The 23582-nt window shown below is 51.0% G+C and carries 22 protein-coding genes and 7 pseudogenes; 20 read left to right on the forward strand and 9 right to left on the reverse strand.

Features of this window, described 5'->3' with window-relative positions; translation table 11 throughout:
- Window positions 1–33 precede the first annotated feature (33 nt).
- The 3 genes from KDX30_RS21495 to KDX30_RS21505 form a co-directional block, all read right to left on the reverse strand.
- Window positions 34–975 (reverse strand): PoNe immunity protein domain-containing protein, encoded by a 942-nt coding sequence (locus KDX30_RS21495; protein ID WP_231677435.1) that lies wholly within the window; start codon window positions 973–975, stop codon window positions 34–36.
- Between the two features lie 68 nt (window positions 976–1043).
- Window positions 1044–1256: a hypothetical protein gene (locus KDX30_RS21500; RefSeq protein WP_231677436.1), complete on the reverse strand. Its 213-nt coding sequence runs from the start codon at window positions 1254–1256 to the stop codon at window positions 1044–1046.
- A 19-nt stretch (window positions 1257–1275) separates the two neighbouring features.
- Window positions 1276–2217: a PoNe immunity protein domain-containing protein gene (locus tag KDX30_RS21505; protein ID WP_231677437.1), complete on the reverse strand. Its 942-nt coding sequence runs from the start codon at window positions 2215–2217 to the stop codon at window positions 1276–1278.
- Between the two features lie 86 nt (window positions 2218–2303).
- Here KDX30_RS21505 and KDX30_RS21510 point away from each other — a divergent pair.
- Both KDX30_RS21510 and KDX30_RS21515 read left to right on the forward strand, forming a co-directional pair.
- Window positions 2304–2881: pseudogene (locus KDX30_RS21510) on the forward strand (transposase).
- Window positions 2882–3159: 278 nt separating this feature from the next.
- A complete protein-coding gene (locus KDX30_RS21515; RefSeq protein WP_231677438.1) occupies window positions 3160–3894 on the forward strand; it encodes a hypothetical protein in 735 nt (244 codons plus the stop codon).
- 515 nt (window positions 3895–4409) lie between these two features.
- Here KDX30_RS21515 and KDX30_RS21525 read toward each other — a convergent pair.
- The gene (locus KDX30_RS21525; protein WP_231677439.1) at window positions 4410–4973 is read right to left on the reverse strand and encodes an NADAR family protein; all 564 of its coding nucleotides are present in this window, start codon (window positions 4971–4973) and stop codon (window positions 4410–4412) included.
- A gap of 428 nt (window positions 4974–5401) precedes the next feature.
- Here KDX30_RS21525 and KDX30_RS21530 point away from each other — a divergent pair, with 428 nt between their 5' ends.
- From KDX30_RS21530 to KDX30_RS21555, 7 genes and pseudogenes are all read left to right on the forward strand, one after another.
- Window positions 5402–5884 (forward strand): hypothetical protein, encoded by a 483-nt coding sequence (locus KDX30_RS21530; protein WP_231677440.1) that lies wholly within the window; start codon window positions 5402–5404, stop codon window positions 5882–5884.
- Between the two features lie 117 nt (window positions 5885–6001).
- A pseudogene (locus tag KDX30_RS21535) lies at window positions 6002–6571 on the forward strand (transposase); the annotation flags it as partial.
- A 35-nt stretch (window positions 6572–6606) separates the two neighbouring features.
- A complete protein-coding gene (locus KDX30_RS21540; protein ID WP_231677441.1) occupies window positions 6607–7431 on the forward strand; it encodes a GNAT family N-acetyltransferase in 825 nt (274 codons plus the stop codon).
- A complete protein-coding gene (locus KDX30_RS29875; RefSeq protein ID WP_406643962.1) occupies window positions 7406–7804 on the forward strand; it encodes a DUF4365 domain-containing protein in 399 nt (132 codons plus the stop codon). Before KDX30_RS21540 ends, KDX30_RS29875 begins: the two co-directional genes overlap by 26 nt.
- Window positions 7805–7809: 5 nt before the next feature.
- Window positions 7810–8241, forward strand: coding sequence for a hypothetical protein (locus KDX30_RS21545; protein ID WP_231677442.1), 432 nt, complete (start codon window positions 7810–7812; stop codon window positions 8239–8241).
- Between the two features lie 125 nt (window positions 8242–8366).
- Window positions 8367–8564, forward strand: a pseudogene (locus tag KDX30_RS21550) (type VI secretion system baseplate subunit TssF); the annotation flags it as partial.
- An 87-nt stretch (window positions 8565–8651) separates the two neighbouring features.
- Window positions 8652–8840 (forward strand): annotated as a pseudogene (locus KDX30_RS21555) (type VI lipase adapter Tla3 domain-containing protein); the annotation flags it as partial.
- Between the two features lie 163 nt (window positions 8841–9003).
- Here KDX30_RS21555 and KDX30_RS21560 read toward each other — a convergent pair.
- Window positions 9004–11076, reverse strand: coding sequence for a TerD family protein (locus KDX30_RS21560; RefSeq protein WP_231677443.1), 2073 nt, complete (start codon window positions 11074–11076; stop codon window positions 9004–9006).
- A 394-nt stretch (window positions 11077–11470) separates the two neighbouring features.
- Window positions 11471–11693, reverse strand: a pseudogene (locus KDX30_RS21565) (transposase); the annotation flags it as partial.
- Between the two features lie 239 nt (window positions 11694–11932).
- Between KDX30_RS21565 and KDX30_RS21570 the strand changes: the two are divergent.
- From KDX30_RS21570 to KDX30_RS21605, 9 genes and pseudogenes are all read left to right on the forward strand, one after another.
- Window positions 11933–12412, forward strand: a complete 480-nt coding sequence (locus KDX30_RS21570) for a hypothetical protein (RefSeq protein WP_231677444.1) — start codon at window positions 11933–11935, stop codon at window positions 12410–12412.
- Between the two features lie 268 nt (window positions 12413–12680).
- Window positions 12681–13229: a hypothetical protein gene (locus KDX30_RS21575; RefSeq protein WP_231677445.1), complete on the forward strand. Its 549-nt coding sequence runs from the start codon at window positions 12681–12683 to the stop codon at window positions 13227–13229.
- Window positions 13230–13306: 77 nt separating this feature from the next.
- Window positions 13307–13684 carry a hypothetical protein gene (locus tag KDX30_RS21580; RefSeq protein ID WP_231677446.1) on the forward strand — a complete coding sequence of 126 codons (378 nt, stop codon included), beginning with the start codon at window positions 13307–13309 and terminating at the stop codon, window positions 13682–13684.
- 182 nt (window positions 13685–13866) lie between these two features.
- Complete coding sequence (locus KDX30_RS21585; RefSeq protein ID WP_231677447.1) at window positions 13867–14637, forward strand: hypothetical protein; 771 nt, start codon at window positions 13867–13869, stop codon at window positions 14635–14637.
- Between the two features lie 172 nt (window positions 14638–14809).
- A complete protein-coding gene (gene tnpB / locus KDX30_RS21590) occupies window positions 14810–15118 on the forward strand; it encodes an IS66 family insertion sequence element accessory protein TnpB (RefSeq protein WP_231677448.1) in 309 nt (102 codons plus the stop codon).
- Window positions 15119–15144: 26 nt separating this feature from the next.
- Window positions 15145–15315 (forward strand): hypothetical protein, encoded by a 171-nt coding sequence (locus KDX30_RS29880; protein WP_406643963.1) that lies wholly within the window; start codon window positions 15145–15147, stop codon window positions 15313–15315.
- A gap of 389 nt (window positions 15316–15704) precedes the next feature.
- Window positions 15705–16583 (forward strand): annotated as a pseudogene (tnpC, locus tag KDX30_RS29885) (IS66 family transposase).
- Window positions 16584–16662: 79 nt separating this feature from the next.
- Window positions 16663–16953 (forward strand): hypothetical protein, encoded by a 291-nt coding sequence (locus KDX30_RS21600; RefSeq protein WP_231677449.1) that lies wholly within the window; start codon window positions 16663–16665, stop codon window positions 16951–16953.
- Entirely contained in the window at window positions 16950–17384 is a 435-nt protein-coding gene (locus tag KDX30_RS21605) for a hypothetical protein (RefSeq protein WP_231677450.1), read from the forward strand. Before KDX30_RS21600 ends, KDX30_RS21605 begins: the two co-directional genes overlap by 4 nt.
- Window positions 17385–17902: 518 nt before the next feature.
- On the opposite strand, the gene KDX30_RS21610 is transcribed toward KDX30_RS21605, so the two are convergent.
- From KDX30_RS21610 to KDX30_RS21620, 3 genes are all read right to left on the reverse strand, one after another.
- Complete coding sequence (locus tag KDX30_RS21610) at window positions 17903–18370, reverse strand: hypothetical protein (RefSeq protein ID WP_231677451.1); 468 nt, start codon at window positions 18368–18370, stop codon at window positions 17903–17905.
- A gap of 31 nt (window positions 18371–18401) precedes the next feature.
- Window positions 18402–19778 carry a lysozyme inhibitor LprI family protein gene (locus KDX30_RS21615; protein ID WP_231677452.1) on the reverse strand — a complete coding sequence of 459 codons (1377 nt, stop codon included), beginning with the start codon at window positions 19776–19778 and terminating at the stop codon, window positions 18402–18404.
- Between the two features lie 783 nt (window positions 19779–20561).
- A complete protein-coding gene (locus KDX30_RS21620) occupies window positions 20562–22076 on the reverse strand; it encodes a 2OG-Fe(II) oxygenase (RefSeq protein WP_231677453.1) in 1515 nt (504 codons plus the stop codon).
- Window positions 22077–22652: 576 nt separating this feature from the next.
- On the opposite strand from KDX30_RS21620, the gene KDX30_RS21625 reads away from it, so the two are divergent.
- Entirely contained in the window at window positions 22653–22790 is a 138-nt protein-coding gene (locus KDX30_RS21625; protein ID WP_231677454.1) for a hypothetical protein, read from the forward strand.
- A gap of 468 nt (window positions 22791–23258) precedes the next feature.
- Window positions 23259–23560: pseudogene (locus tag KDX30_RS21630) on the forward strand (histone-like nucleoid-structuring protein, MvaT/MvaU family).
- Window positions 23561–23582: the final 22 nt, after the last annotated feature.

A 23582-nucleotide genomic window follows, 5' to 3' on the forward strand; every position in this document is an offset into this window, starting at 1 on the left:
ACGTGGTCATTCATACCTGGCGACCTGCAAGACTCAATTCTCACCCGACCAATACCATAGCGTGTCGCCAAATTTCGAGTCGCTAATACCAGGCATGATTTCGCCTTGCTGAAAGTGACGTCTTGAACTGGCTTGGGCTGGGGTGAACCAGTAGCCTGTTTTGCTGCAGGGTTCGCCAGCGACAATGCGGTTGGCCTGCGATTTAGTTGCACCGCTGTAGTTTCTGGCGTATTCGACCAAGTCTTTTGGGTAGACCATGTGATCTATTTTGCTATCGTCTATGCCGTATAAAAACGCAATTGCGCCGGCCTCTAATGCCCAATAACCAACGTAGTTTCCATCCTCCCCCTGAAGATGGGTATCGTGCCAGGGCGCCTGTTCGAAGGCCTGATACCATTCTTGACAGTAATTCTGTAGTAGACTTGAAGCTTCTTTTCCATTGTCAGCATATATAGCATGAATGAGGGGTGTATACACGTCGTGATACCACTGATCTACATCATTACGATCAGGCAGTACTTTGGCCAGGAGATCCTCATATAGCGTGTCTGTGGCAGCGTAGCCTGCATTGTCGATAAGACGAACAAACCGGTTCAGCAGGTCTGTTCGATGCAGAAGGATGCATAGGCTAATTACCTGTAAGCACTCCTCGTACTCATCAACCCAATCGTCTATAGTAAGTGGAGTAATATTGTCGATATCTACGTATTTAGCCTGCTCTCTCTGTAAAGTTTCATAGCTTTCTATAAGAGTTTCCAAAGACGCTGGAAAGTTGCTTATCTCCTCTCCAGCAGTGTAAAGCATTAATATATTTCTTAAGTAAAGTGATTGAAAGTGCTTGGCTCTCACGGATTTTTCTTGTTCAGGAGAATCGGCTTGAAAGCGTTTGTTCTCCCAAAATACAAATGAATTTTTGTAGCTGCTTAAAAAGTTTTCATATCTTTTCTCAGTAAGGAATTTTTGTCTTCTCATCATTTCTCACGCCTCAACTTTAAGTGAGTCTAAAGTTTCGTATTTTTGCATTAAAGGCCGCTTGCGTTTATTTACAGCCTGTTGACAGCGCTTTCCTCGCAGCGATTCGCGTTGTGTTCGACGTGAGTTGATTCGTCGGATCTTTCAAATCGCGCTCTGGCGTGTTCCCGTCCTGGATTCCAGCCGATGACGGCGTTGAGCGGATAGCGCATTACTGATGGAGCGCTGCGATCTTCTCCGCTTTCATTGTCGATCAAGGCTGTACCACCCGTACGGTCATTCATACCTGGCGACCTGCATGACTCAATTCTCACCCGACCAATACCACAGCGTGTCGCCCCATTTCGAGTCGCTAATACTAGGCATGATTTCGCCTTGCTGAAAGTGACGTCTTGAATTGGCTTGGGCTGGGGTGAACCAGTAGCCTGTTTTGCTGCAGGGTTCGCCAGCGACAATGCGGTTGATCTGCGATTCAGTTGCACCGCTGTAGTTTCTGGCGTATTCGACCAAGTCTTTTGGGTAGACCATGTGGTCTATTTTGCTGTCGTCTATGCCGTATAAAAACGCAATTGCGCCGGCTTCTATTGCCCAATAACCAACGTAGATTCCATCTTCGCCTTGTAGATGAGTATCATGCCAAGGGGCTTGCTTAAATGCGGGATACCATTCTTGACAGTAATTCTGTAGTAGGCTTGAAGCTTCTTTTCCATCGTCAGCATATATAGCATGAATTAGAGGTGTATACACGTCGTGATACCATTCATCAACATCATGCCGGTCAGGTAATACCTTTTTCAATAGATCCTCATAAAGTGTGTCGTCACCCGCATAGCCTGCCTCATCAATTAATTTAACAAAGCGCGGTAGCAGATCAGTACGGTGCAATAATATACACAAGCTAATAACCTGAACAGCTTCTTCGTATTGGTCTGGCCAGTCATCTAATGCCAAAGGTGAGATTTCTGGAGCTCCGTAATATTCAGCCAGAGCTTGTTGGCGAATTTCATATTTTTCAATCAAACCCTCAAGAAGAGGGATAATTGATTCAATCCTTTCGCCAGCAGTGTAAGTTGCTAGTAACTTGTCAAGCGCGAGAGTTTGAAAGTATCTTGCGCGTTGAGATGCTTCCTCTATAACAGAGTCTGACTGGAATTTATTTACTTTAAAGAAATCCACAAGCTCGTCATGTTCTCTAAGAAACTTCTCATAATGGTTTTGGCTAAAAAAATTTTGCCGCACATTCATGGATTTTATACCTCTATTTTTAGGAAAACGCTGAAGAAGACTTCTATATTTGGCAGAATGTCTGATCTCAGCCGCCGAGACGCCTGATGGAGCGGATGACTTTCGCCGACGCCGAGTATGCTGGCAAGCGCAACCCAACTCGAAAGGAGCATTTCCTGATCGAGATGGATCAGGTCGTACCCTGGCAGGGATTGATCAATCAGATCGAGCCTCTTTACCCCAAAGGCGAAGGGGGCCGTCTTGCGTATCCCTTGACGGCGGTGGTCCGCATTCATCTCACGCAAAACTGGTTCGGCGACAGAGATCCGGCGATGGAGAAAGGGTTGCACGAAACAACGAAACTGCGCCAATTCGCGGGACTGAGCCTGGATCGGATTCCCGATGAAACCACCATTCATAACCTCTGGAGCCTGTTGTAAAAATTGAGCACGCGAGAGCTCAGGTTCGAGTGAAGTTTGAACATCCGTTTCGTGTGATCAAGCGCCAGTTTGGGTATATGAAAGTGCGGTTTCGCAGGCTGGCTAAAAACACCGCGCAACAGGCTACTCTATTTGCCCTATCGAACCTCTGGATGATGCGAAAACGGCTGTTGGTTGTGGGAGCGGTGCGCCTGTATGCGGAAAAACACCTTGGAAGGGGGCTATTCGATGGAAAAAATAGATGAGTTAAACGCGAGAAAAGTCTGATCATCTGATCGGGCGGGCGTCTTTTGAACCTCAGGCCGAGAGGTCATCAAAAATCGATGCCTACTTCAGATGTTCCCTAATAATGAAAAAGAGCTTATAAGTATATTTTTGGGAGAAGCTTACGAAGGAGAAGAACATGCCAGAGTCAATGCAGTAGAAAGATTGCCTTTCTACTGCAAAGAAATACAATGGAGCTAATAATAGTTGGCTATGATAACAATATTGCTAACGTATTTGAAAAACTAAGGGCTAATGGATGATAGGAAATTTTGGCTGTGTGTTATTTTTTTCTTTTATATCTGCTGGCGTATATGCGGCAGGGGATTGTGAAAGAGCGATACCTTCCGGTGCCTTGCTTTTTGATGAGACTGACTTGGGTGCCGAGTTTTCTTGCTTATATGAGTCACAAAACAAACGCGATAATGCAGTGTTAGATTTTTATACCAAAGGAAAAACTGACGCTGAACTTGTCTCCCGTAACGACAAGTTAATAAGTCTTGAGGATGCGAGGGGTGGCGTTAATATACCCAGTATTGCGAGGCTGGAAGACAACCAATTTCAAATTCTATGGGATTATCCAAATGGGAGGGACTTGGTTGAGCTGACATTGAAAAGAAAAAAGCTTTACTTTACGTCCGCAAGTAAAGAGATGCGGCTTCAAGTTTCCGCCGGTAACGATGTAGCAAGCTTTTTAGTGTTAGAGAACTCTAAGTTAAAATTGAATCATTTTGACTTCTCAAGATTGAGCAGTGCTGAAATCTTCGACAAAAATACCTTGACTTTTAATGGTGATGATGTTTCGGTAACGATAGGTGCTGAAAAAGTTTTTCTATATTCCGAAGCTACGGAGCTTTCTAGAACAAAAGGTTATCTCGTTAAAGGTGATCTGCTGAGGGTTTCGGATTATAAATCTGGTTTTTTGAGGGTGATTTATAAGCAGAAAGACGGAGCTTATTTGGATAGGTGGATCAGCTTGTCATCTGTGATCTAGCGTTCTGTCCGCGAAATAGCTTTTCTTTATTCTTGGCTATTGGTCATTCCTTCCCGGGATCAGATCAATGATCGTTGGGGGGAGGCAACGTAGAGGCTGGCCAGGGGGCCGACCAGCCCCGGCTGGGGTATGAGAGGGGAGATGATGAACTCGAGTTTTACGACTCGGCTTGATCAGCTTTGGGCGGTGCAGTGACAGGCAGCAAACGGCACAGAGTGTGTAAAAACGCTTCGTCAAAATTGAAGTGCGCGCGTCTACGTTAAATCTGAAATTTATTGGCCCATCAGCAGATGTGGATTTCCCATAGAAGCGCGATTTCTAGTCCGATTTCGAGTACCTGTCGCGCCGAAAAACGTTTTTACACAGCCTCGGCCAGAAGCAGACGCTCGAAGGTGTCGACGAAAATTCGGGTGACTCAGCTTTTGTTGATTGACGCGCGGTCTTAGTAAGGCCGCATGCAAGAAGCCCTGGCGTTCGCCAAGGCTTCTGCGTTTTTCGCGAGTAAGGTCAGGTCACTACCTTGGGGCTGGGATACTAGTCCCGTCCCGCACCTGCATCAGCGCAAATCCCAACAGATTCAAACCTTTCCACAGATTTGGATTGCTCGCATCCGCGTTGTCCTGTGCGAGCCCTATACCCCAGATGTTATCAACCGGGCTGGCTTCGACAATAACGCGCGAACCGGTTTGTAGAAGATATTCGTTTAACTGCGGATTCTGAGAGAACTTGGCCTGGTTCGCTCGAACAACAATGTCGTATCGGTGTTGCAGCCAAACCTTATCATTAAATCCGCGCACGTTGCGGCCAAGTGCTTTGGCGGCATTAGGAGTAGGAGCGTGGAGCACCTGCGCACGATTTTCCTGATCGTCGAACAAGGCCGCTTTCTCGGCCATCATGAAGTGTTCGGCCGTCGGGTAATGTTGCCCCTCGACAATGAACCCGGCCTCGAACCATTGGCTGAAGCACGAAGCCGTGACGACAGTTTTGCTGCGCTGGTGCCCCCAGAAAAACGTAAACCTCAGATGCTCTCCAGAGTTGAAACGGGCGCACAGTCCTTTTAGATGTTCAGAGTCGTTCAAAAATATATCCTCGCTGACTGAAGATCGAAGTTACAGCTAATGTGCTTACCAAAGCAATCACGAAGTTTGGTAGGTCTTCGGCTGAAAAAATCGGTCTCGGGTTTTCGAATGTAGACTAAACAGCGATACGTTAGACCTATTCTGGCCGATTCTTGCCCTCTGTGAGGGGCCGCTTTGAGTCGATTCTGTTGAAAAAGTCGACGTCAGTTTCCATGGACGAAAAGTACACGTCTGAGATCGAAATCTGGAATTGTTGCTGAGGTATTTGGACTTGGGTTTTACGTAGCGGCGCGCAAAAAAGACGTTTCCACCCATCAGTCTTTGGGCGGGTTGAGAAAAACGACTTTTTAACACAATCGGCCGAATGCAGCCCTTATGACAGGCAGCGTTCGCCCAAAAGCGGACAGCCCTACCTGGAGCTATGTGCGGTGGAAAACTTTCTAGTATCGTCGCTGAACAAACTTGATTCTGGCTCTCAGCATATGCTCCCTACCGACATCGAAGAATGGCTCCAATCTAACTCGCACCCTGGCTATAAAGCACACTTGTTAGCAAACCAAGCTAACGTCTCATTTTACGTCACCACGTTGGAAATCGAGGGTACTGAGCTAGCCGATCTTTATCTTCGTCACGGCGCAATGCCTGTGCGGGGGTGGTATGAGTTGAACGAAATAGATCAGGTTGAGCAGGCAACTGCCTACGCGATCAGCGAGCTTGGAGTACCTCTTGAGTATTTGGCTCTAACCGGGATAGAGGGGCAAGGTATCGTGCTCTACAACCGCTTATCGCAAGCAGTGTTCGACGTAGAGTTCGGTCGATTTGACCTCCTTCTAAAAGGCGAATTAGCACCTATCGCAACCACGTTTAGTGGCTTCCTCCGGTGGTGTCGTGAAAGCGATCAGGCCGACTAATGCAACGGCGAGCGGAATTGGTTTTTCGTCTGCTTCTGGCCGATTCTGTTGAAAAAGTAGCTCTCCTGTTTGGCCTGGGGCAAAATCACTCCATCGGCCAGCGGGAGAATTCGCAGCATGATGGGACAATTGTCGAGCGGACAAGAGAGACTGTTTTACTCGTTCAACATTGAAGATCACATCCCAGCCAATCACCTCCTGCCCAGCATTGATCGACGCCTCGATCTCAGTGATCTGCGCCATTATCTCGCCGATTTTTATAGCCCAATCGGGCGCCCATCGATTGATCCCGAACTGATGATTCGCCTGTTGGTGGTGGGCTACTTCTACGGTATTCGCTCCGAACGTCGGTTGTGCGAAGAGGCTCATTTGAAACTGGCGTATCGCTGGTTCTGCCGCTTAAGCCTCGAAGACGAAGTCCCCAATCACTCTACGTTTTCCAAGAATCGGCATGGTCGCTTTCGTGACAGCTCGCTGTTTCGCTGGCAGTTAAACGAGGTGCTGCGTCGCTGCATGGACGCAGGTCTGGTCAAGGGCGAAGGGTTTGCGGTCGACGCCAGCGTCATCAAGGCAGATGCCAGTCGGCAACGTGGCGTACCTGGCGATGATGAAATCAACTGGCGCGATCCGGCGCTGAGTACTCGCGCCGTGCGTGAGTACCTTGAAGCGCTGGATGAAGAAGCGTTACCCTTCTGGGGCATCACGCGATAAGGACTATGCACATGCATGTCGGAATGGCTCATGCGATTGAGGCCGCAGAAAGCGAGTATTTGTGTGCCCGAGTCGAGAGTTTGTCTCGGATAAGTGGAAACCCTTTTGGTGCTCGTGTGTTTTTCAACGAAGCTTTTCCATGCTTTCAGGTGAAGGCATCACCTAGCCCGATGCTCAATCGCATCTACGGCGATAGTACCGACAGACCCAAGTCACTATTGAGCTTGCTCGAGGAATCAGCAGAGTATTCGACGGTAACGCCTCTTATCGGAAAGGCCTCGACTTTGGAACAGTACGCTTTGGTGGGTGAGAAGCGGCTGGAGCGTCTGAGGGGGTGGACGCATCTGCAACTCGCGTGCACCATCGAGAATGTGGTCTTGAATCACCACTCATTCGAAATCGAAGAAGCCACCTCACAAACGCTTCCTGAGTTCGCAGCCGTGCATGCGAGTGGATTTCATACCAAGCCAGAGCATCTTCAGTTGAGCCAGGCTTCGTTCGCAGGACTGATGTCAAATGAACGTCTGAAAATCTACGTCCTTAAAGCTGATGGAAAGGTCGTGGCAGGAGCGTTGATGTACCTGGCCTGCAATGGAGTTGCCTACCTTGGGACGGCTGCAACCCGAAAAAATGCACGAGGCCAGGGCTACCATGGAGCCCTGATATCTCATCGGATAGAGCAAGCAAAAAAACACGGCAGTCTTGTGATCGCCGCAACCGCGCTTCCCAGCTCGCAAAGTCGCCGAAATTTGCAGCGTATAGGGCTAGCGACATCCCACGCTCAAGCGCTATATCGCCTGGTAGATAGACATGGTTGTGTGCCCAGTCACTGTTAGGGATACGGCACAGGGTGGCCTCCGTTACCTTGACTCCCCCCACAAGCTGGACTTTCAACTTAAGGCAACGACTGCTGCCGGGATCATGGGTGACGGTGACCAGATCAAATACGACCTAGAGTCCAAGACCTACAATGACCTTGTTGCTCGGCGTCCTCAGATTCTTCCAATGCACTTAATTCTTGTAGTGCTCGACTCAGCGCCACCGAACTGTATCTTCGTAGATGAGTCCAAATTGTCCGTTGCAGGAAAAGCTTATTGGTATCTACCAGATGAGGGGGTGGCCGAAACGGATAATGCTCATAAAATCCGGATCGTGATCCCAAAAGCCAGTCGTCTTGGGCTCGTCTTCGTCCGCTCAGTTGGGGAATGATGCCTGTGTTAAGCAGTTTATTTATTGGTACGAATCGAAAAGGTATTCGCCGGGCGATCGTTTTGCTCGTGGTACTTTCTGTACTGCTTTTTTCTGTTGTCACTACGATGAAAAATTATCCCGCCAGTTCGACGGTAGTCAGTCCTTCCGGTCGCTATATTTTGGAGAACGTTAGGGTTGGGAGGATCCTCACGCTTGGTGGAATGGCTTACTTGAGAGTGATTGATAGGCAAAACCCACAAGAGGTTTACCGTACACCTCTGTACGAAACTCAATCACTGGATATGAGGGTGACCGAAGATAACGAAACTGTCGGCATTGCCTGGATCTATTTCTATCGAGATAAAAAAACGTTCGACATCGCCATGCCCAAGTGGGAATCGCATTGGCTGAATATGTTTATCAGCAACACCCCTTATGTACACGTTGAAGACTGAGCCTCCGCATGAGCCGTTGCGCCAGCCCAGGCCAACCTGCAGGTGCCATGCAACGGTCAAGTCGGACATCGGGCGAAATCCACAGGACAGTTTTTTCATGAGATCCAATACCAGGCAGGTACTCCGTGTCCTTTAACCACTACTACCAAAGCGAACTCGCCGCACTGCGCCAGCTTTGTCGTCGCTTCGCCGAGCGTAGTCCGGCGTTGGCGCCGTTTCTGGGCCAGGCCGGGCGGGATCCGGATGTGGAGCGGTTGCTCGAGGGCTTCGCGTTCCTGACTGGTCGGCTGCGTCAGAAGCTGGATGACGAGCTGCCGGAACTTGGATGGCATATTGGTTTAGTTTTGAAGGTTTGGTTTAAGGTGGGTGTAATGGTTGGAGAAATCTGGCGAAAGTTGTTGGTGCGGGGAGGGTTAAGTGGTGCGCTGGTCGAGATCAATCTGGCAACGATTGCCAGCTACAAGGACGGCGGCGTCAGTGCCGTGGTCTACGCAGGCACGGATGGCAGCCTGACCGTACAAATGGTCCGTCCGCCAGATAAAGCCAGCAAAGCGAAGAACACTCAGAACCGCGGCGCAGATCCGTTCACCTTCGGCTAGCCAATACGTGGCTGCGTCACGTACATGGGCGGTTGCCACATGCCTCGTCGGTAAAATACTAAGAAGCGTTGCTGCCGTGGAACTGCTCACCAGAGATGCCACGGTAAACCATGGCCTCATCTTGCGGTAGGTGGGGGGGCATGAAGCGGATACGGCGTAAGTGTTACAGAAACTGTGATCGAATAACGTCCGTATCGAACGGTGTTATCCCGTGATCAGGCGCAAATACCGCCTCTGCCTGCAGTGGTGAAGCCACTCGTTCTCCTCGTGCTCGAACATGTAAATCGAAAAGAGTTTCCAAATCCGGCCTTGGTGTATGTATCAACGCTCGCAGCATCAAAGACACCCCACTGAGGTTGTTCTGGACGTTGTTCCACCGCGCAGATGAAGTGAGCCCCAGATCGGCCCAAATCATGCGTCTTTCCTGCAAGTCCATCACGAATGGCAGACAGATAACTGTGTCAGATGCGATATCGATACGGTCGAACACGGATCGCGGTTCGAATACTTCACCCGATGCCAAGTCGGCGCGGGCCATCCAGCCAGCGAAGCACTCTGGAAGATCGCAGTACGGCTGCTCGGTGTATGAGTTGATAGAAGTGACGACATAGCGGATACCTTTCTCGACGAGGACATCAAGATCGAGGTCGATGAACTCCGAAGCCCCTTCGGGCGCGTCGACGATATCGCCACTGTGATAGCCGCCGAAACCCTTCAGGTTGTAGTACGCGACCGTTTGTTTAAATACGAAGTTAGCGTCGAAAAATGCTGCGGACAAGTCGATATCCGTGCGTCCACGGCCATTCTTCCACCACAGGAACAGGCGAATAAAACGGGCGTCAGGCATGGGCAATCGGCTGCCGCGCACCAGCGTACGTAGCGACTTTGATGAGGCACGCTGTGCCAGTGGCACCCTGTATTCGCGTAATGCTGGATCGATGAAACAGCGGCCTAGTGGCGGTAGCGACACAAAACGTTTTACGAGGGCGTCCTCGCAGATTCTGGCTGTACGTGCCAAAACGCCGAGAGCGATAGGTTCGCGTCGATCCTTGATGCCATAGACTTTGGCCAATGCACCTTTCGGCGTGAAGGCCCGAAGTGCCAAGGGGCGAGGTGCGTGTACCTGGGCCAGCAACTGCAGCAGGACCGGCGAGGACACTTGTGCCGCAACTGCCTCGAACGCGTCGAGAACTGACTCAGGTTCCGTCGCGCGCCGCAGGGTCACGTCTAGCCGTCGTGCAAACTCACCAGGACGGCTCTGGAGTAGGGGCATAAGCGTGGTGATGTGACGCTGGGCAAGCAATGTTTCAACACGTGATCCAAATGAGGCTGGCGCTTCTCTGCGGCGCGCTGCCGTGATGGCGGCTAGTGCTCGTGGGTACTTATCGGCGTAGTCGCCCGGGTGCAGTACTTCAGCCAGTCGTTTCCAGCGCTCGGCATGGCGCATCACGTCTTCTACAGCGTTAGGTATGGGGTCGAGCAGGCACAACAGCAGGCGGCGCATCGAGCGCTTCATCGCTTTGAAGCGTGTCGAAGCTGTCGTTAGCGACACGTCTCCTCCATGCAGCGCGACCGCGAGTCGTAGCACGTCAGTCGCCGTTTCGACGTTTCGCTCCAGGAATGAGTTTACCTGTGCATTTTCGCCTACATGAAGGACAAGTGCGCCGCCAACCAGTGCACGCGTCTCCCGGAACGGAACGGCCTCCGGCAGCAGACGAAATACATCGCTTTTGTACGTCCTGATAAACCAGGCGACATCGCCAGCGTCCTCTTCGGAGAGCGAGGTACGCGATGAAACCAGCGGCTTCAATAGCGACTCGAACTCATGGACGCTTCCTTTTTCGATAACGCGGGATATGAAGTTGCCTTCAAGCATCTCAGGTCGGGACTGTTCAGAGGGAGGGAAGCGCCAAAGAGTGAGGTAATGCATGACGGCGTTAAGGTACAACTCAGCCTCTGAGGCCGTCAGGACCTGCTCTGGAAAGTCAGGATAAAAAGGCCGGTGATGTACATGAGCGCCCGTTTTGCGCTGAAGAACTCTGATAATTTCATCCAGCCAGTGCTTGAGTTCTGTCGCTGACAACGTGCTGATTTGATCAATCAGAGACTCTGATAGTACGCATTTCAACGCCGCGACTTCCCGGACAGCCGAAGCGACCTGAGCGCGCGTGGCACCGCCAGCGCCCATCGGGACGTGAACTTTGGTAAGGCGACGCAGGAACAGCTCCTGATTCATACTTGATTTTCTCCCTTGGCCGCCGTCGTGGACGAGTTGCAGCAACGTTCTACAGCTGATGTAAAAACGCCTGCAAGAAGCAGGCGCTGTGTGGAGAGCGAAACCCCTAGGTCATAGGAGGTTAGAAGGAAGGTGTTCCATAGCCACGATGGCACTCTACATAATAAAGCTGTATTTGTCTGTCCGGTCGCTACGTACCTCAACAGCAACAAGCTGCTTCGCCAGAAGAAGGGTTTGAGAAACGACCATACGAGTCGCTGCATGATTGGTCAGGTGTGCCTGCTTATCACGCTAGGTAAACATCCATCGAAGGGCTCTTGGTTTGTCTATACACCGGAATCCGAGTGGCTATCGAAGCGCTCAACGTCAGGCGAGCAGAGTGGTGCATAGGCGCTATGGACGGATCGCTCAGGGAGAACCAGTTTTGCAACAGATGAATGCGCAGCATGCTTTCCGGAGGATAGGGGTTTCTGCCGCCGGCCTAGGGGTAGAACTGCTCGATCAGGCCCAGCAGACCCTTCCAGAGCACGACCTGATCCATCTCGGCGAGGAAGCGTCCGCGGCCTGTCTGCCTGCGTTTACCGGCGTATTTAAATCAGAAAGCTCATCTGGCTCATCGGCGGCTCGGATCAGGTGTTCAAGCGCATCTCAGCACAATTGAAGACTTGCTCGGAGATTCCTTTCGCAGGCTCTATATTGCGATGTTCGTGTAGGTATAATGATGTTCTTTGGCTATTGATCAGGAACGACAATGATTAAGCGACACTCAGGGACTGTAGTCGCGCTGGCGGCACTATGGAGCGCAACCGCGCAGGTATGGGCTAGCGAGCCATCCTCGGTTTACATGCGTTGCACCATGAGTCCGGCCCAGTACGCCAAGGCAATGGCTGCGCCCCCGGGCTCGGCGTTGGCTTACAGCGACTGGCAAAATTGGTTCGACGGGCGAAAGATGTATGGCTCAGGCAAGGTCGATGTCCAGTCGCTCCGTGATTCTGGCGCGCAGAGCTTGGAGGAACTGGTGAAATCTTGGGTTGGCGCAGGTGGGCTTTCTCACTATGACAAGAAGACAGGGCGCTGGCAGTTTGCCCTGCTGCAATTCACCGAGAGCTACGGCGAGATGATCCAACTGCTAGCGCCACTGCGCAGTGTTGCACCTTACTGCGAAGCCGAATCCGACAGTTTCCTGATTATCTATTCGTACGTCTGGGGCAATGGCGACAATGCTTATATAACCTTAAACAACCAGCGCAGCGAGTTTGCAGCCGAGCCAACGTCAGTCCAGCGCGAAGAGTCAGACGCGGCGCTCAAGACTCTTATGGATTCATATGCACACTAAAATATTCTCACGATCTGGTTGTAATAAACGGAAGCTGTTCGTGTTGTCCTTCCGCCGCCGCGCGTGGCAATGATCCGGCTTGTCAGCGCTGAGTTTTAGATTAGTTCTGGAGTTCGCCACAGTTCCAGGGCGGGACTTTCAATGAAGAACAAGGACTATTTATGATCGAACAGGCAAGGGCACTCATCATTTTACCAAAACACCCCCGTATAGTTAGAACCGCGACCAGACTACTGGTAGGCGCGTTAAAGTCGTTATGATGCGCTTCATGAGATCGTTGGGTCATGTTCTTTGGGAAATAGTTAAATACCTGGCTGAAGTTTTAATTAAACTCGTGCTAGGTATCGCCGCAATTTTGACTTTTGTTATGGTTCTTATTTACGCAACGGCTGATTCGAGGAGCTCCGATATGGTGCCTCGACTAAATACGCTGATCGCCACGACCAATGGTTATAAGGTTACTTATTTCCAGGATCAGGGCTGGTGTGAAGCTCTGCTTGCCGAAACGAGAAGCTATGCCAGTTCGCCTGTCTCTACTTGCGGTGATGGCGAAGAAGCCAAACCCTTCGACGAACACGGAAGCGAGGTATTTACCAAGATCAGAGATGCAGCGAAGAAGGCCAGCATAACCCCCATTAGAATCAGTGTCCGGTCCGAGAGAGGCATTGTGTCGTTCGCGAAAGTCGATCTTTCATGCTTCTACTGCAATGCCTCTTACATCTATTCACCGCAGGCTGCATACCAGCCCGATAAGGCGCAAAATGCTAGTGTCACTGGTATGAGTGGGGGTTGGTACTATGTAGATGCAGGTATTTGATCGGTCTGCTCAGCAAAGATGGGGTTTGGCTTTAAAGTCTATTCAATTTTTTAGTCAGGGAATGAGGAGTGAAAAGTATGAAGCTTACAGCTGGAATGAGAAATTTTTTGTTTTGGATTTTTATTCTTCTATTTATTGTCGCCACCGACACATTGATTTATCTTTCTATGTTGCTGGATTTTAATGATGCCCCACAGCTTATATTTGTCTTCAGTTTGTATCTTCTTGCTTACCTTGCAGTCTTGACTCTAATGGTGGCGGCGTGGCAGTCTCTACATAAGCTTCTTGCGGTAAAGCCGTTGCCCGCTCAGAAAATAAAGCTCACTTATGAATTGACGTTTGAAGATCATGAAAGAGTCAAAGCATTTTTGAGTGAAATCAGAAACCGAAAACACGGCAATGTACTGCGCAGCGAATGGCGAGCCCTCAAGAACGAACGCTCGTACCTCACGTAGGACGTCTAAGCATGTGAAAGAGCTTATTTGCAAATATGTTTTTTGGCGGGAGCTTACCGTTAAGGCGAGCATGAGTGTTAACGTAGTTTTGCTTTTTCATCCATTTGAGTTCTTAAAAGCTATAAAGGTAAAAGCTGCTTTTTAAAGCACGCTCGAAATGATGCAAAAAATCGGAGTAATAAATGAACTTCTTTAAAGTTTTCATCTTTACGTGTTCGATTTTCCTTACGTGTCAGGCAGTTTCTTGTGATTTTCCTGAAGGTGAGGCGTATCCATCCATTGTCGTTAGGAACACGGCAATTGTATTCGATCTTTCTCCCATTGAGGATTATCATGGAGATACAAAGGCCGGAAAGCAGATTGGAATCGATATTAACCTTTTCAATTGCAAGAGTAAAAGTCGAAAGCTTATTGGTCAGCTTCCTTTCTTGGCAGACACCGGAAAAGTAAAAGCTGCTTTTTTTGCAGGAATGAAAAAGACTAGCGAAGAACGGTTTTTCATCATTCATAGTGTTGATGTTCGATCAGATACCGGCGAGCGAAATTCTGGGGGGTACTATACAGTTCAGGTTTATAAGTCTGTGGGCGATGAATTTCTCATCGATGAGAAGCTGTCGGGTTATTTTGGCTACGGCACGGATATTTATGATAAAGACTATAAGGGGTTGATTTACACTTTTCCCTATAAGACGGAAAGTTCCATTGTCTCTAAGTTAAATTCTGAGGAATTTATTAGCTGGAGTTCGGGTGCTCCTCAAAACTTAAGGGTAAATAAGAAAACTTACATATATAGTTCTCCGGTTATTGGCGATGTTACCAAGATGTACCTCGTTGCTGGGGACGAAGTGAAACAGGAGGCTGTTGAGGCTGGATGGGTTTCCATGGTTTATACGAGCGGGAAGGGGAAAAAAATAAGCGGGTGGGTGCTGTGCGCAGATACAGATGGATGTTGATTCAGCTTGGCCCGTATGGTCGATGAGCCTCGATTTCTGGTATCCGCTCCACGAACCCCACATTTCAAGCCAATAGCTGACGCTTGGTGCTGTGCTCCCGTTTTTTTCCAGGAGCCAGCACCATGATGCGACCTGACGCCAAAGTCGAAAAGTCTATCTCTACCCTAAGCCCGTGGACTTCAGAAAATCAATCGACGGCTTGTCTTCCTTGATCGCGCTGGAAATAAAAGTGGCAGTTTTCGACCCGGTACTTTTCGTTTTCCTCGACAAGTCCCGGAATCGAGTGAAGATTTTGTATTGGGAGCGCAACTGCTTCTGCGTTTGGCTCAAACGTTTCGAGTCCGAGTGCTTTAAAACTTCGCCGGAGGATGTCGACGACGCCAATGTGCTGACGGTTCAGGAGTTGAATTGGTTGCTGGATGGATTTGACCTGTGGCGCGACCCTCCACACAAGTTTTTGACTCCAGGGTTTCTGGCCTGACGGGTATAATCCATGGCATGTGAGCATTGCCCGACAACCTTCCTGACGATCCCGTTCTGCTCAAACAGATGTTGCTTGAGAGCTACGATGCGCGCTCGCGCGAACAGGAAGTTAAAGAAGCCCACGCCACTCAGATCATTGATCTAAAAGAACAGATCAAGCTGTTGCGTTACTATATATTATATATTTGGGCGTAAATCCTAGCAGACGGTTGAGCCCAACACGCCGCAGCTGGCCTTATTCAACGAACGCGAAAGCGAACCAATGCCCGTCCTCGGCGAGGCCGACTAAGAGGTTATCGCTCCGACTCCACGCCGTGGCAAGCGCAAGCCGCTGTCTGCTGATCTGCCGCGCATAGAAGTTATCCACGAACCGCCCGAGCACCAAATGACCAGTGCCTGCGGTTGCCGCAAACATCTGATCAGCGAAGAAGCCAGCGAGCAGCTGGATGTCGTGCCGATGCAAATCCGGTCATCAAACATATCCGCAAGGTCTACGGTTGCCTAGTCTGTGAAACGGCCTTGCCACCGCTGACAAACCTGCGCAGTTGATCGAAAAGAGCATGGGCAGACCAAGCGTGTTGGCGATGCTTTTAACCACCAAGTACGTCGATGACCTGCCGCTGCATCGTTTCGAAAGTGTGTTGAGCCGACATGGTATCGATATCCTGCGCCAAACCCTTGCGCTAGGTGATTCAGCGCAGCGAGCACTTCCAACCGCTGCTGATTTAATGCGCGACCGGCTGTAGGAAAGTCCGGTGACCCACTGTGATGAAACCCGCGTCCAAGTGTTGAAAGAGCCGGATCGAGACCCGACCAGCCAATCCTGGATGTGGGTACAAGCCAGTGGCCCGCCAGACCGCAAAGTCGACACGACCAGCCGTGCGCAGGAAGTGCCTTTGCGCCTGCTGGTCAGTTATCGCGGCTACGTGATGGCGGGCGATTGCACGGGTTACAACGCATTGGAGTTGCAACCGGGTGTGTAGCGCCTGGCGTGCATGGCTCATTTACGTCGAAAATTCGTGGAAGCGCAGAAAATGCAGCCCAAGGGCAAGACCGGGCGTGCCGATATCGAGCTGACGATGATCAATAAGCTGTACGGTATTGAGCCTGAACTCAAGGACGCAAGCGCTGAGCAGCGTTTTATCGGTCGTCAGGAAAAGAGCCTGCCTGTAATGGCTCAACTGAAAAGCTGGCTGGATAAAACAAAGTCCAAGGTAACTCCACAAAGCGCACTGGGCAAGGCCATTAACTATCTGTCGAATAACTGGAGCCGCTTGGAGCGCTATGTGGAGGCCGATTTTTTACCGTTTGACAACAATGCGGCGGAGCGTGCAATAAACCCGTTTGTGATTGGCCGCAAGGCTTGGCTGTTCATTGATACACCCAAAGGCGCTACCGCCAGCGTTCAGATCTACAGCTTGGTCGAGACCGCTAAGATCAACGGCCTGGAGCCCTATACGTAGCTGCCGCATGCACCCACCGTAGAAGGCTACTAAGCGTTGTTGCCTTGGAACTGCTCACCGGAATGCCAAGGTAAAACCAATGTCTCACTTTGCGGTAGGTGGGGTTGAAGGATCGCATACCTTGTTTGGAGATAAGAAATACCCCATGATTGCTTCAGCCATTTGTATAGAAGTGGATGACGATGGAAACCTCAAAGAAAAGCTTGTTAATGAGATGAGAAGGCGTAAGGAAAATAAGGAACAGCTGGAAATGCGTCCGATTGAGGGGTGGAACAATTTTTTTGTTAATTTCAGTCCTAACGACGGCCGTTGGATGGGCATTTGGGAAGAGCCAATGCCTGAGCCCGTCACTGAGTCGACTTTAAAATGACATATAAAAGTTATTTCAAAGGTGCGATTTTGGTTCCGGCAATATTGTTACCCGGCCTGCTATTGCTTGATGCATTGTACTTTTCCAAGCCAATGGAGGGGGGCGGTGAGCAGTTTTTTCTTCTTTATATCCTTGGCTTCGGGCTTGCTGCCTATACCGGCTTCATGATCTTTGCGTTTCGAGTAATTCCAAAAAAAAGTGAATCTGAGCTTTTACGGCTTGCATTGTGGTCTCCTCTAATTTTTGTTCCTTTTTACGGTTTACCCTGGATTTTATATGGCGTCGTGTGCTTGCTTTATGGCAGATTGGCGGGTTTAGGAATAATGTTCATGTGGCTCGCCTACGTTCCCTATGTTCTGGTGTGCGGTGGACTGATGTCGATAACCAGTATTTTGCTGTTTAAAGCGTTCAGCAAGATTTCTCTTTCATGAGAGCGACGAAGTGGCGGATGCAATCGCGAGTCAGAAGTTTAGGATTGTTGAAGTCAAAACCATTGAATAAGATAATCACGTCATGTTGTGCAATGAGTTAGGGAGAGCACAGCTTCGAGCATCAGGTTTCGACATTGGAATACGGGCTTCATGGAGTGCTTGCAAAGGATTTTGTACACGCCTTCTTTCAACTCCGTAACAAAAGGCAGATTCACACCATTTCTTGCGTCGTCGATATCCAACCCGGTGTTGTTAGCGGAAATTAACATACCGCTAACCGCCCGCTTTGAGTAAATGCTAAACACCGCGTAACTGGTCAAACGGACAGGTATCGTAGTTACAAGCATAGCCCGCGCAAAATACGTATTACCCGAACAAGCGAGCGCCTTCTTGAAGTGTAGACTTACAGTCCGCGAAAGCGCGCAGATGAACACACAACACACAACACATAATGTCTAGAGATTTCGCAACAAATTCATCATGCGCTCCGGCAGTTATAATCAACAGAAATTATAACTTTATTCGCTGTAGGTATCACAGTAAAAAACCGAACCTCCTTGATCTGAAGGGTTGGCAATCAATACAGGAGAAACGCCGGTATTGGTAGCATTTAAATTTTTAAAGCGCGAGCTAAGTACAGCTTTTACAACATCGGGCCTATCCTTAAGATAAATAGCATGCACATTGAACGGGCCGCGATAAGGAATAGCAATCTGAGTCACGACCAGTCCATAAAATGTATCATCCACACAATAAAATGCCGCTTCATTGACACGACAAGGATTAATTTTTCGCTCGACAAAGTACTTGCCGCTAGGCTTTTTTGTCACAGGATCCAGGTAGACGTTTTCTACCTTGCAAACCTGCATGCCTAGAAATTGCTCCTCAAGCGTTATTCTAGCGCAGGAACTTATTACAAAAATTGAAAAGATAATACAAAGCAATTTAAAGGGTTTGGATACGTTTGCACATTTAAAATCACTCATAGCATATCCTCCTTGGAGCGCTAAAAAGGCACTAATAGCATTTAGTGGTATTGGCCGGCTCATCTAATTGCGATGTCAATCGCGTCACGCTGGCAGGAGCGTTTGGATTGCCTTTATCAGATGCCAATTGATAGCAAGCCAGAGCGCGAGGTATATCTTTAGTCCCCATATCACCGCTCTCAAAGGTTGAGCCAAGATAGACGAGTGCGTCTGTGGACCCCATCGAAGCAGCACGTATTAGCCATTTCTCAGCGTCCAGCGGGCGCTGACATGGCCCACTCCCCGCAATGTCATTGCCATAACAATAAAAGGTAGAAAGGCCTGCCGCTCCATCAGCGAGAGTAGTGGCAGCAGCCTTCAAAAGCGCCTCCACTTTCTCCGATGGCAACTGCGGAGCCATTCCGGAGAGGCTCAAACTCGCAGCATTGAGACTAGCCTGTGGGTCACCTGAGGCAGCAGCGCAAAGATAATTTTCGAGCGCTGCATTAAAAAACTCAGCTGTGAGTGGGTACAGTTGAAGACCGCCCAAACCTGAGAACCCATAAGCGCGCTGTAGGCATTGGTTTTCAGCTCTGCTCATACCTGACCTAGCTGAAGTAGACAGCTCTCTTTCGCTGATCGACCAGTCTTCAACGCCGGTGAGTGCCCAGCATGCCTGCCGGGCAAAGTTGTAAATCTTGATGTTGCTGTAACCTGCGCGCTTATCTATCAAATTAACGTGACTATCGTCGACCGACTCGATTAGGAAATCTCCAGAGTCTTCCGCCCTGAACGCAGCCATTAAAGGAAAGCTCAAGTCAGATCCTGCCTGAGCGGTGATGACGGGTTCAAATCTCCCTGAATCAACAGTATGTTTTACCACTAAGATTTTTACCGCCTTCGCAGTAAAGCGTTTTTGTGATTCACCGCTAGCGGAAAATACTGGCAAAAACTGACGGAAGTCTCTGGATGGACAGGCATCTTCTGACTCGGTCTTTGTACTAGGGACACTCGAAATACCCGGTGCGGTGTTATCCAAAAATTTAGCGCGCTCAAGGCTCATTCTGGCAATACAATTATTTACGGTTGTCACATACGCGGAGGTGCCGGGCTCAATTTCAAACGCTTCGAGCGGGCAATTTGAATCACGCGACTTGATCCAGATACGCTGTGTTTCTTTTACCTTCAGTGCATATGCTGCTCCGGCTTCAGGATCAGCTTGGTATTGAACTTCCAGGCGTGCCATTAATTGGTGATAGCTCGTATTTAGCTGTGAATCAGCAGCCTTCTTGGCGATTTCAGAACACCGGTCTACCTGCTGACTTGCGTTAATTTCACTGCACACCTCTTGGGCAGATGCGAACGAAGCCTGCAGAAAGGGTTGACCCATCATTAAGCAAATGATTGTCAATAGGAAATGCTTAGTCATTGTGTCCCCCGAAAGCAATATTATTCGTCGTTCTATCTATAACAGCTTTAGCGTTGAGCCTAGAGCCTTACGAGGCGTCGCCCACCTTCCTGATACCCTATAAACCTAATAAATGGGTAACTGAAACCCGCATTCTTGCCATGCATTCATCTAAAGTTTCACTATACATTCTTTTGACCATTGCGCAATTTTCACGCGCATAGCTGTTTCACAACGCTCAAAAGTCCAAGGCCCCATCGGTAAGTTTAATGTATGCGATCCATAAACCACACCTACACGAAATGTTCGCAAAGCTTCGTGCTCCACCTAACACTTGCGCTGGTCGCGGTGAAGTGTTGCGACGTCAGACGGAACTTTTGTATGCGTGTCTGGCTGGCTGGCTGGGTGGAACTCAGAAAACTGAGTGAAACAGTTCATCTGGATTTCTGAAGGAATGCCACCATCTCATGACCTAGGGGCTCATGAGCGCTTTCTTCATTTGAAGCTGGTCCAGGCGGGCGCTGCTTGTTATCTGACCATGTGCCAAGCGGTGGACAGCGATGCGGGACCTCGCGCTGTTCAGCCTTTTAATAGAAATGAAGTCTTCACGAGCGGAGACATCGTACTTTTTAAGGGGAGCTGGCTTGAACTAAAGGAAAGAGTTCATTTGCGCAAAGTCTGTGTCTGAACCCTCAATGAAACTTGTCGACGCTGCATTGGACAATTCCAAGAGGTCTGGATCTGGCCCAGAAGCGGATTCGGTCGATCCGTAGACACGTTGTGGGCCAAAGTGTCCGCCTGAGCTCAAGGTCTCAGCCCATGCATAATTATCCTGCCATCATATCCACAGCTGATCCACCGACCAGCCCTGGTGGAGAGGACATCGGTTGCAAAGTTTTCGTGCGACCCGATGACAGCACCCTGTCGGGATAGCAGGTTCCACCGGCTTACGAGCCCATCCTCGCCACATGTCAGCAGTACGTGCCGGGCCTCGAATCGAACGCGCCGAACCGGACCGTCGTGGGTGGCAAGGCTCTCCAGGAGCACGGGAATCGGTCCAGTCGCTAACAGGTGCACCGTGCCGTCAAGGTCACCAGCCGCTAAGATGACGCTGCCATCTGCGTCAATGCAGCTTGCTAACGTCCTCAGGGGGCGGCCCAGATCTATCACATGCGCGCAGTCCCGGCACTTGGGCTGCCACAGCCTGACCGTTCCATCCTCCGATGCGGTGGCGAAACCGCCATCGCCCAAAGGCGCAATCGCCCAGATCCAGCAGGCGTGGGCCTGGCGCCTGTCTGCGGCGCCCGTCGCCGGGTTCCAGACTGTCACGCTGCCGTCGGCGGCCCCAGTCACCAGGTGGCCACAGTCGAGCCGTGCACATGACAGAACTGCCGAATCCGATGTGCCAATCACCTTTGACTTCCTTGTCGCCAAGGACCACCGCCTGATCGTGCGGTCCCGAGAGTGCGACACAAGCTCTCCCGGCGCAGATTCCACCAGACCCAGGATGGATTGCGTGTGTCCGTCGAGCTGACCCAAACAATTGCCCTCGCGGTCCCATAGCCGGATGGTTGCATCGCGCCCAGCGCTTGCGAAGCCCGTGTCACCAAGGCTGGCAAGCGCCCAGACGTATCCGCTATGGCCCGGCTGGAAGGGGCCATCGACCTGTGGGGGATGCCGCGGCTCGTACATCAGATCACTGCGCATGACGTACTTTCGGCCAGCGTCCACCAGTGCGCCAGCGTGCCAGAGCGCGTGGTCAAACACGATCAGGCTGCCCTTGCGGGGACGCAGACAAAGCGTGGCATCCCGGTTCGACATGGCTGCAGACCTTCCGTCAAAGAACACCGTCTCTCCGCCGCTGAATGCCTCGTCGTTTAGATAGACCATGAAGGTCAGGCGCGACTGTCTGCTCTGGCTATGGTGCACGCCGTCCTGGTGGGCCCGGAACTGGGTGCCGGGGCAGTAGCGGCAAAAGCGCAGCCGCTCATTGACACCAACCATGCGCCAGCCGTCTTCCTCAATCACCGCGCCGAGCCTCGGTACCCGCGAGGCGCAGTACTTCAGACGTTCGAAAAGCCGCTCGGCCAAGGCTGGATCGTCCGCCACGATCCGGTCATTGTCGCGGTAGGAGGGTGGATAGTCAGGCCCTGCGCTGGCGAACCCGCGCTTCTCCGTGGCTTCCACCAAGGCCTCGCACTCGCTTGCCGAGAGAAATCCGTGGACGAGGACGCACCGTACCCTGTCACCAAGCGGCAGCTCGGTCGTGACCGAGGGAGGAGTGGCTCCGGCCACCAGTGTTTCAGCGAAGGAATTCATCACGGCCTCCAAAAGTTGGCCCAATGACCAATATTGGGAAAGCTAGGGGGCAGCGAAGTCGATGTCAATTCTAAGCTGGTCGTGTGACCAACATTGGGAAGTGACATGGGGCGGCGCTCGAAAACTGATGATAGACGCCGCCAGATCGTGGCGGCACTCCAGGCCGTGATGACAAGGGCTGGCTACGCAGAAGCAACCATTGCTGCCATGCACGGCATGCGGGGCTCCCCGGCCTGGTGCATTACCACTTCAAGGACAGGCGGGAAATATTGGTGGCACTGATCGATTCGCTGGTCAGCTACGCCCATCAGCGGTACGAATCCCGGGCGGCAGAGGCCAAAACAGCCGGGGAAAAGCTTCAGCCTATATATCACAGCCCACTTTGCCTATGGCCCTGACGCGCAGCCTGATGCGGTCGCGGCGTGGATGATGATCCGCGAGTAGTCCGCGCACGACCCTGACGCGCGGAGATCTATCAAGCGGCGGCGCGCTGGCGACGCAATTAAGCTCCTCAAAGGCCTGCTCCCTCAGCGACTCGCTGAACGCGGACGCCGCGCCCATCGGCTCGACTCCTTCGTGGCTGGCATCACATGCTTCATCCAGGGGGCGTTCGCCCTGCCCACCACCGTGCGGCCGCTGCTACCGTCTGCCTTCGCCGCGCCGACACTGATCGCTTGGGTGGAGCGTTACATTGATGCTGAGGAGGAACGATGACGGGCCCTGAAGGGAACCTTCTATTCCCGGACAAGGCACACGGCGAACTCGATGTGTCCGATGGCGTGAGTTTCATTGCCTGGGCTCGCGTCTGGGCGGAGTTTGGTGTCAGATGCGCGTCGCGAGAGACGCACGAAGAATTCCTTCGATGCTACTGCGAGCCGCAACGCACGTATAACAACCGCCAGCATTTGGAGGAGTGCCTCCAAGTGCTTAAATTCGTCAACGCTGCCTGTCAGGCCTCTGCTGAAGTCGAACTCTCTGGTTACATGGCGCGATCCACTAGCCCCCTTCGCTGCGACAATTAACTGCGCAGTGCGCATTGGCTGGACGAAGTGGCACGCGATTGCGGCCTGGGTGATGAAATGCGACGCAGGCTTTACGATTTGGTCATGGCAACGCGACACGACGGCGCTCCAGCTTCGACTGACGCTGCGGTACTGGTGGACGCGGATCTGGCGATAGGCGCTGGAAGCACTGAAGAGTGACGGAGCATTGAAAAAAGAAATTGAGCTTGAAACCAGGTTGCGTGAGCCCCTCAAAATACGGCTTCAGTCTCAAGCACATCATCAATCTGCTTGAACCGCAGAGCAGCTCGCGCCGCCAAGCACCTGTTCAAGAGACCGGCATTCGCAAGCCTCACCAGTTGAAGACTTACATAAACCAAACACCGTTGAAGTGGTTTAAACCAAAGGCGGCAGTCACAAGACACTGAAAGAGTGGAAACCAAGCACTGCGCCGGCGAGATTGAAAGCTGGCTGGTCAAATAACACCCGATAAGAAAAGGTCTCT

This window comes from Pseudomonas quasicaspiana (genome assembly GCF_021147825.1).
Taxonomy (GTDB): Bacteria; Pseudomonadota; Gammaproteobacteria; order Pseudomonadales; family Pseudomonadaceae; genus Aquipseudomonas; species Aquipseudomonas quasicaspiana.

Coding starts and splice junctions, on each gene's coding strand:
- KDX30_RS21495 (WP_231677435.1), bottom strand. CDS start 975: ATGATGAGAAGACAAAAATTCCTTACTGAGAAAAGATATGAAAACTTT.
- KDX30_RS21500 (WP_231677436.1), bottom strand. CDS start 1,256: ATGAATGACCGTACGGGTGGTACAGCCTTGATCGACAATGAAAGCGGA.
- KDX30_RS21505 (WP_231677437.1), bottom strand. CDS start 2,217: ATGAATGTGCGGCAAAATTTTTTTAGCCAAAACCATTATGAGAAGTTT.
- KDX30_RS21515 (WP_231677438.1), top strand. CDS start 3,160: ATGATAGGAAATTTTGGCTGTGTGTTATTTTTTTCTTTTATATCTGCT.
- KDX30_RS21540 (WP_231677441.1), top strand. CDS start 6,607: ATGCATGTCGGAATGGCTCATGCGATTGAGGCCGCAGAAAGCGAGTAT.
- KDX30_RS29875 (WP_406643962.1), top strand. CDS start 7,406: ATGGTTGTGTGCCCAGTCACTGTTAGGGATACGGCACAGGGTGGCCTC.
- KDX30_RS21560 (WP_231677443.1), bottom strand. CDS start 11,076: ATGAATCAGGAGCTGTTCCTGCGTCGCCTTACCAAAGTTCACGTCCCG.
- KDX30_RS21570 (WP_231677444.1), top strand. CDS start 11,933: ATGAGTCCGGCCCAGTACGCCAAGGCAATGGCTGCGCCCCCGGGCTCG.
- KDX30_RS21575 (WP_231677445.1), top strand. CDS start 12,681: ATGAGATCGTTGGGTCATGTTCTTTGGGAAATAGTTAAATACCTGGCT.
- KDX30_RS21580 (WP_231677446.1), top strand. CDS start 13,307: ATGAAGCTTACAGCTGGAATGAGAAATTTTTTGTTTTGGATTTTTATT.
- KDX30_RS21585 (WP_231677447.1), top strand. CDS start 13,867: ATGAACTTCTTTAAAGTTTTCATCTTTACGTGTTCGATTTTCCTTACG.
- KDX30_RS21600 (WP_231677449.1), top strand. CDS start 16,663: ATGTCTCACTTTGCGGTAGGTGGGGTTGAAGGATCGCATACCTTGTTT.
- KDX30_RS21605 (WP_231677450.1), top strand. CDS start 16,950: ATGACATATAAAAGTTATTTCAAAGGTGCGATTTTGGTTCCGGCAATA.
- KDX30_RS21610 (WP_231677451.1), bottom strand. CDS start 18,370: ATGAGTGATTTTAAATGTGCAAACGTATCCAAACCCTTTAAATTGCTT.
- KDX30_RS21615 (WP_231677452.1), bottom strand. CDS start 19,778: ATGACTAAGCATTTCCTATTGACAATCATTTGCTTAATGATGGGTCAA.
- KDX30_RS21620 (WP_231677453.1), bottom strand. CDS start 22,076: ATGAATTCCTTCGCTGAAACACTGGTGGCCGGAGCCACTCCTCCCTCG.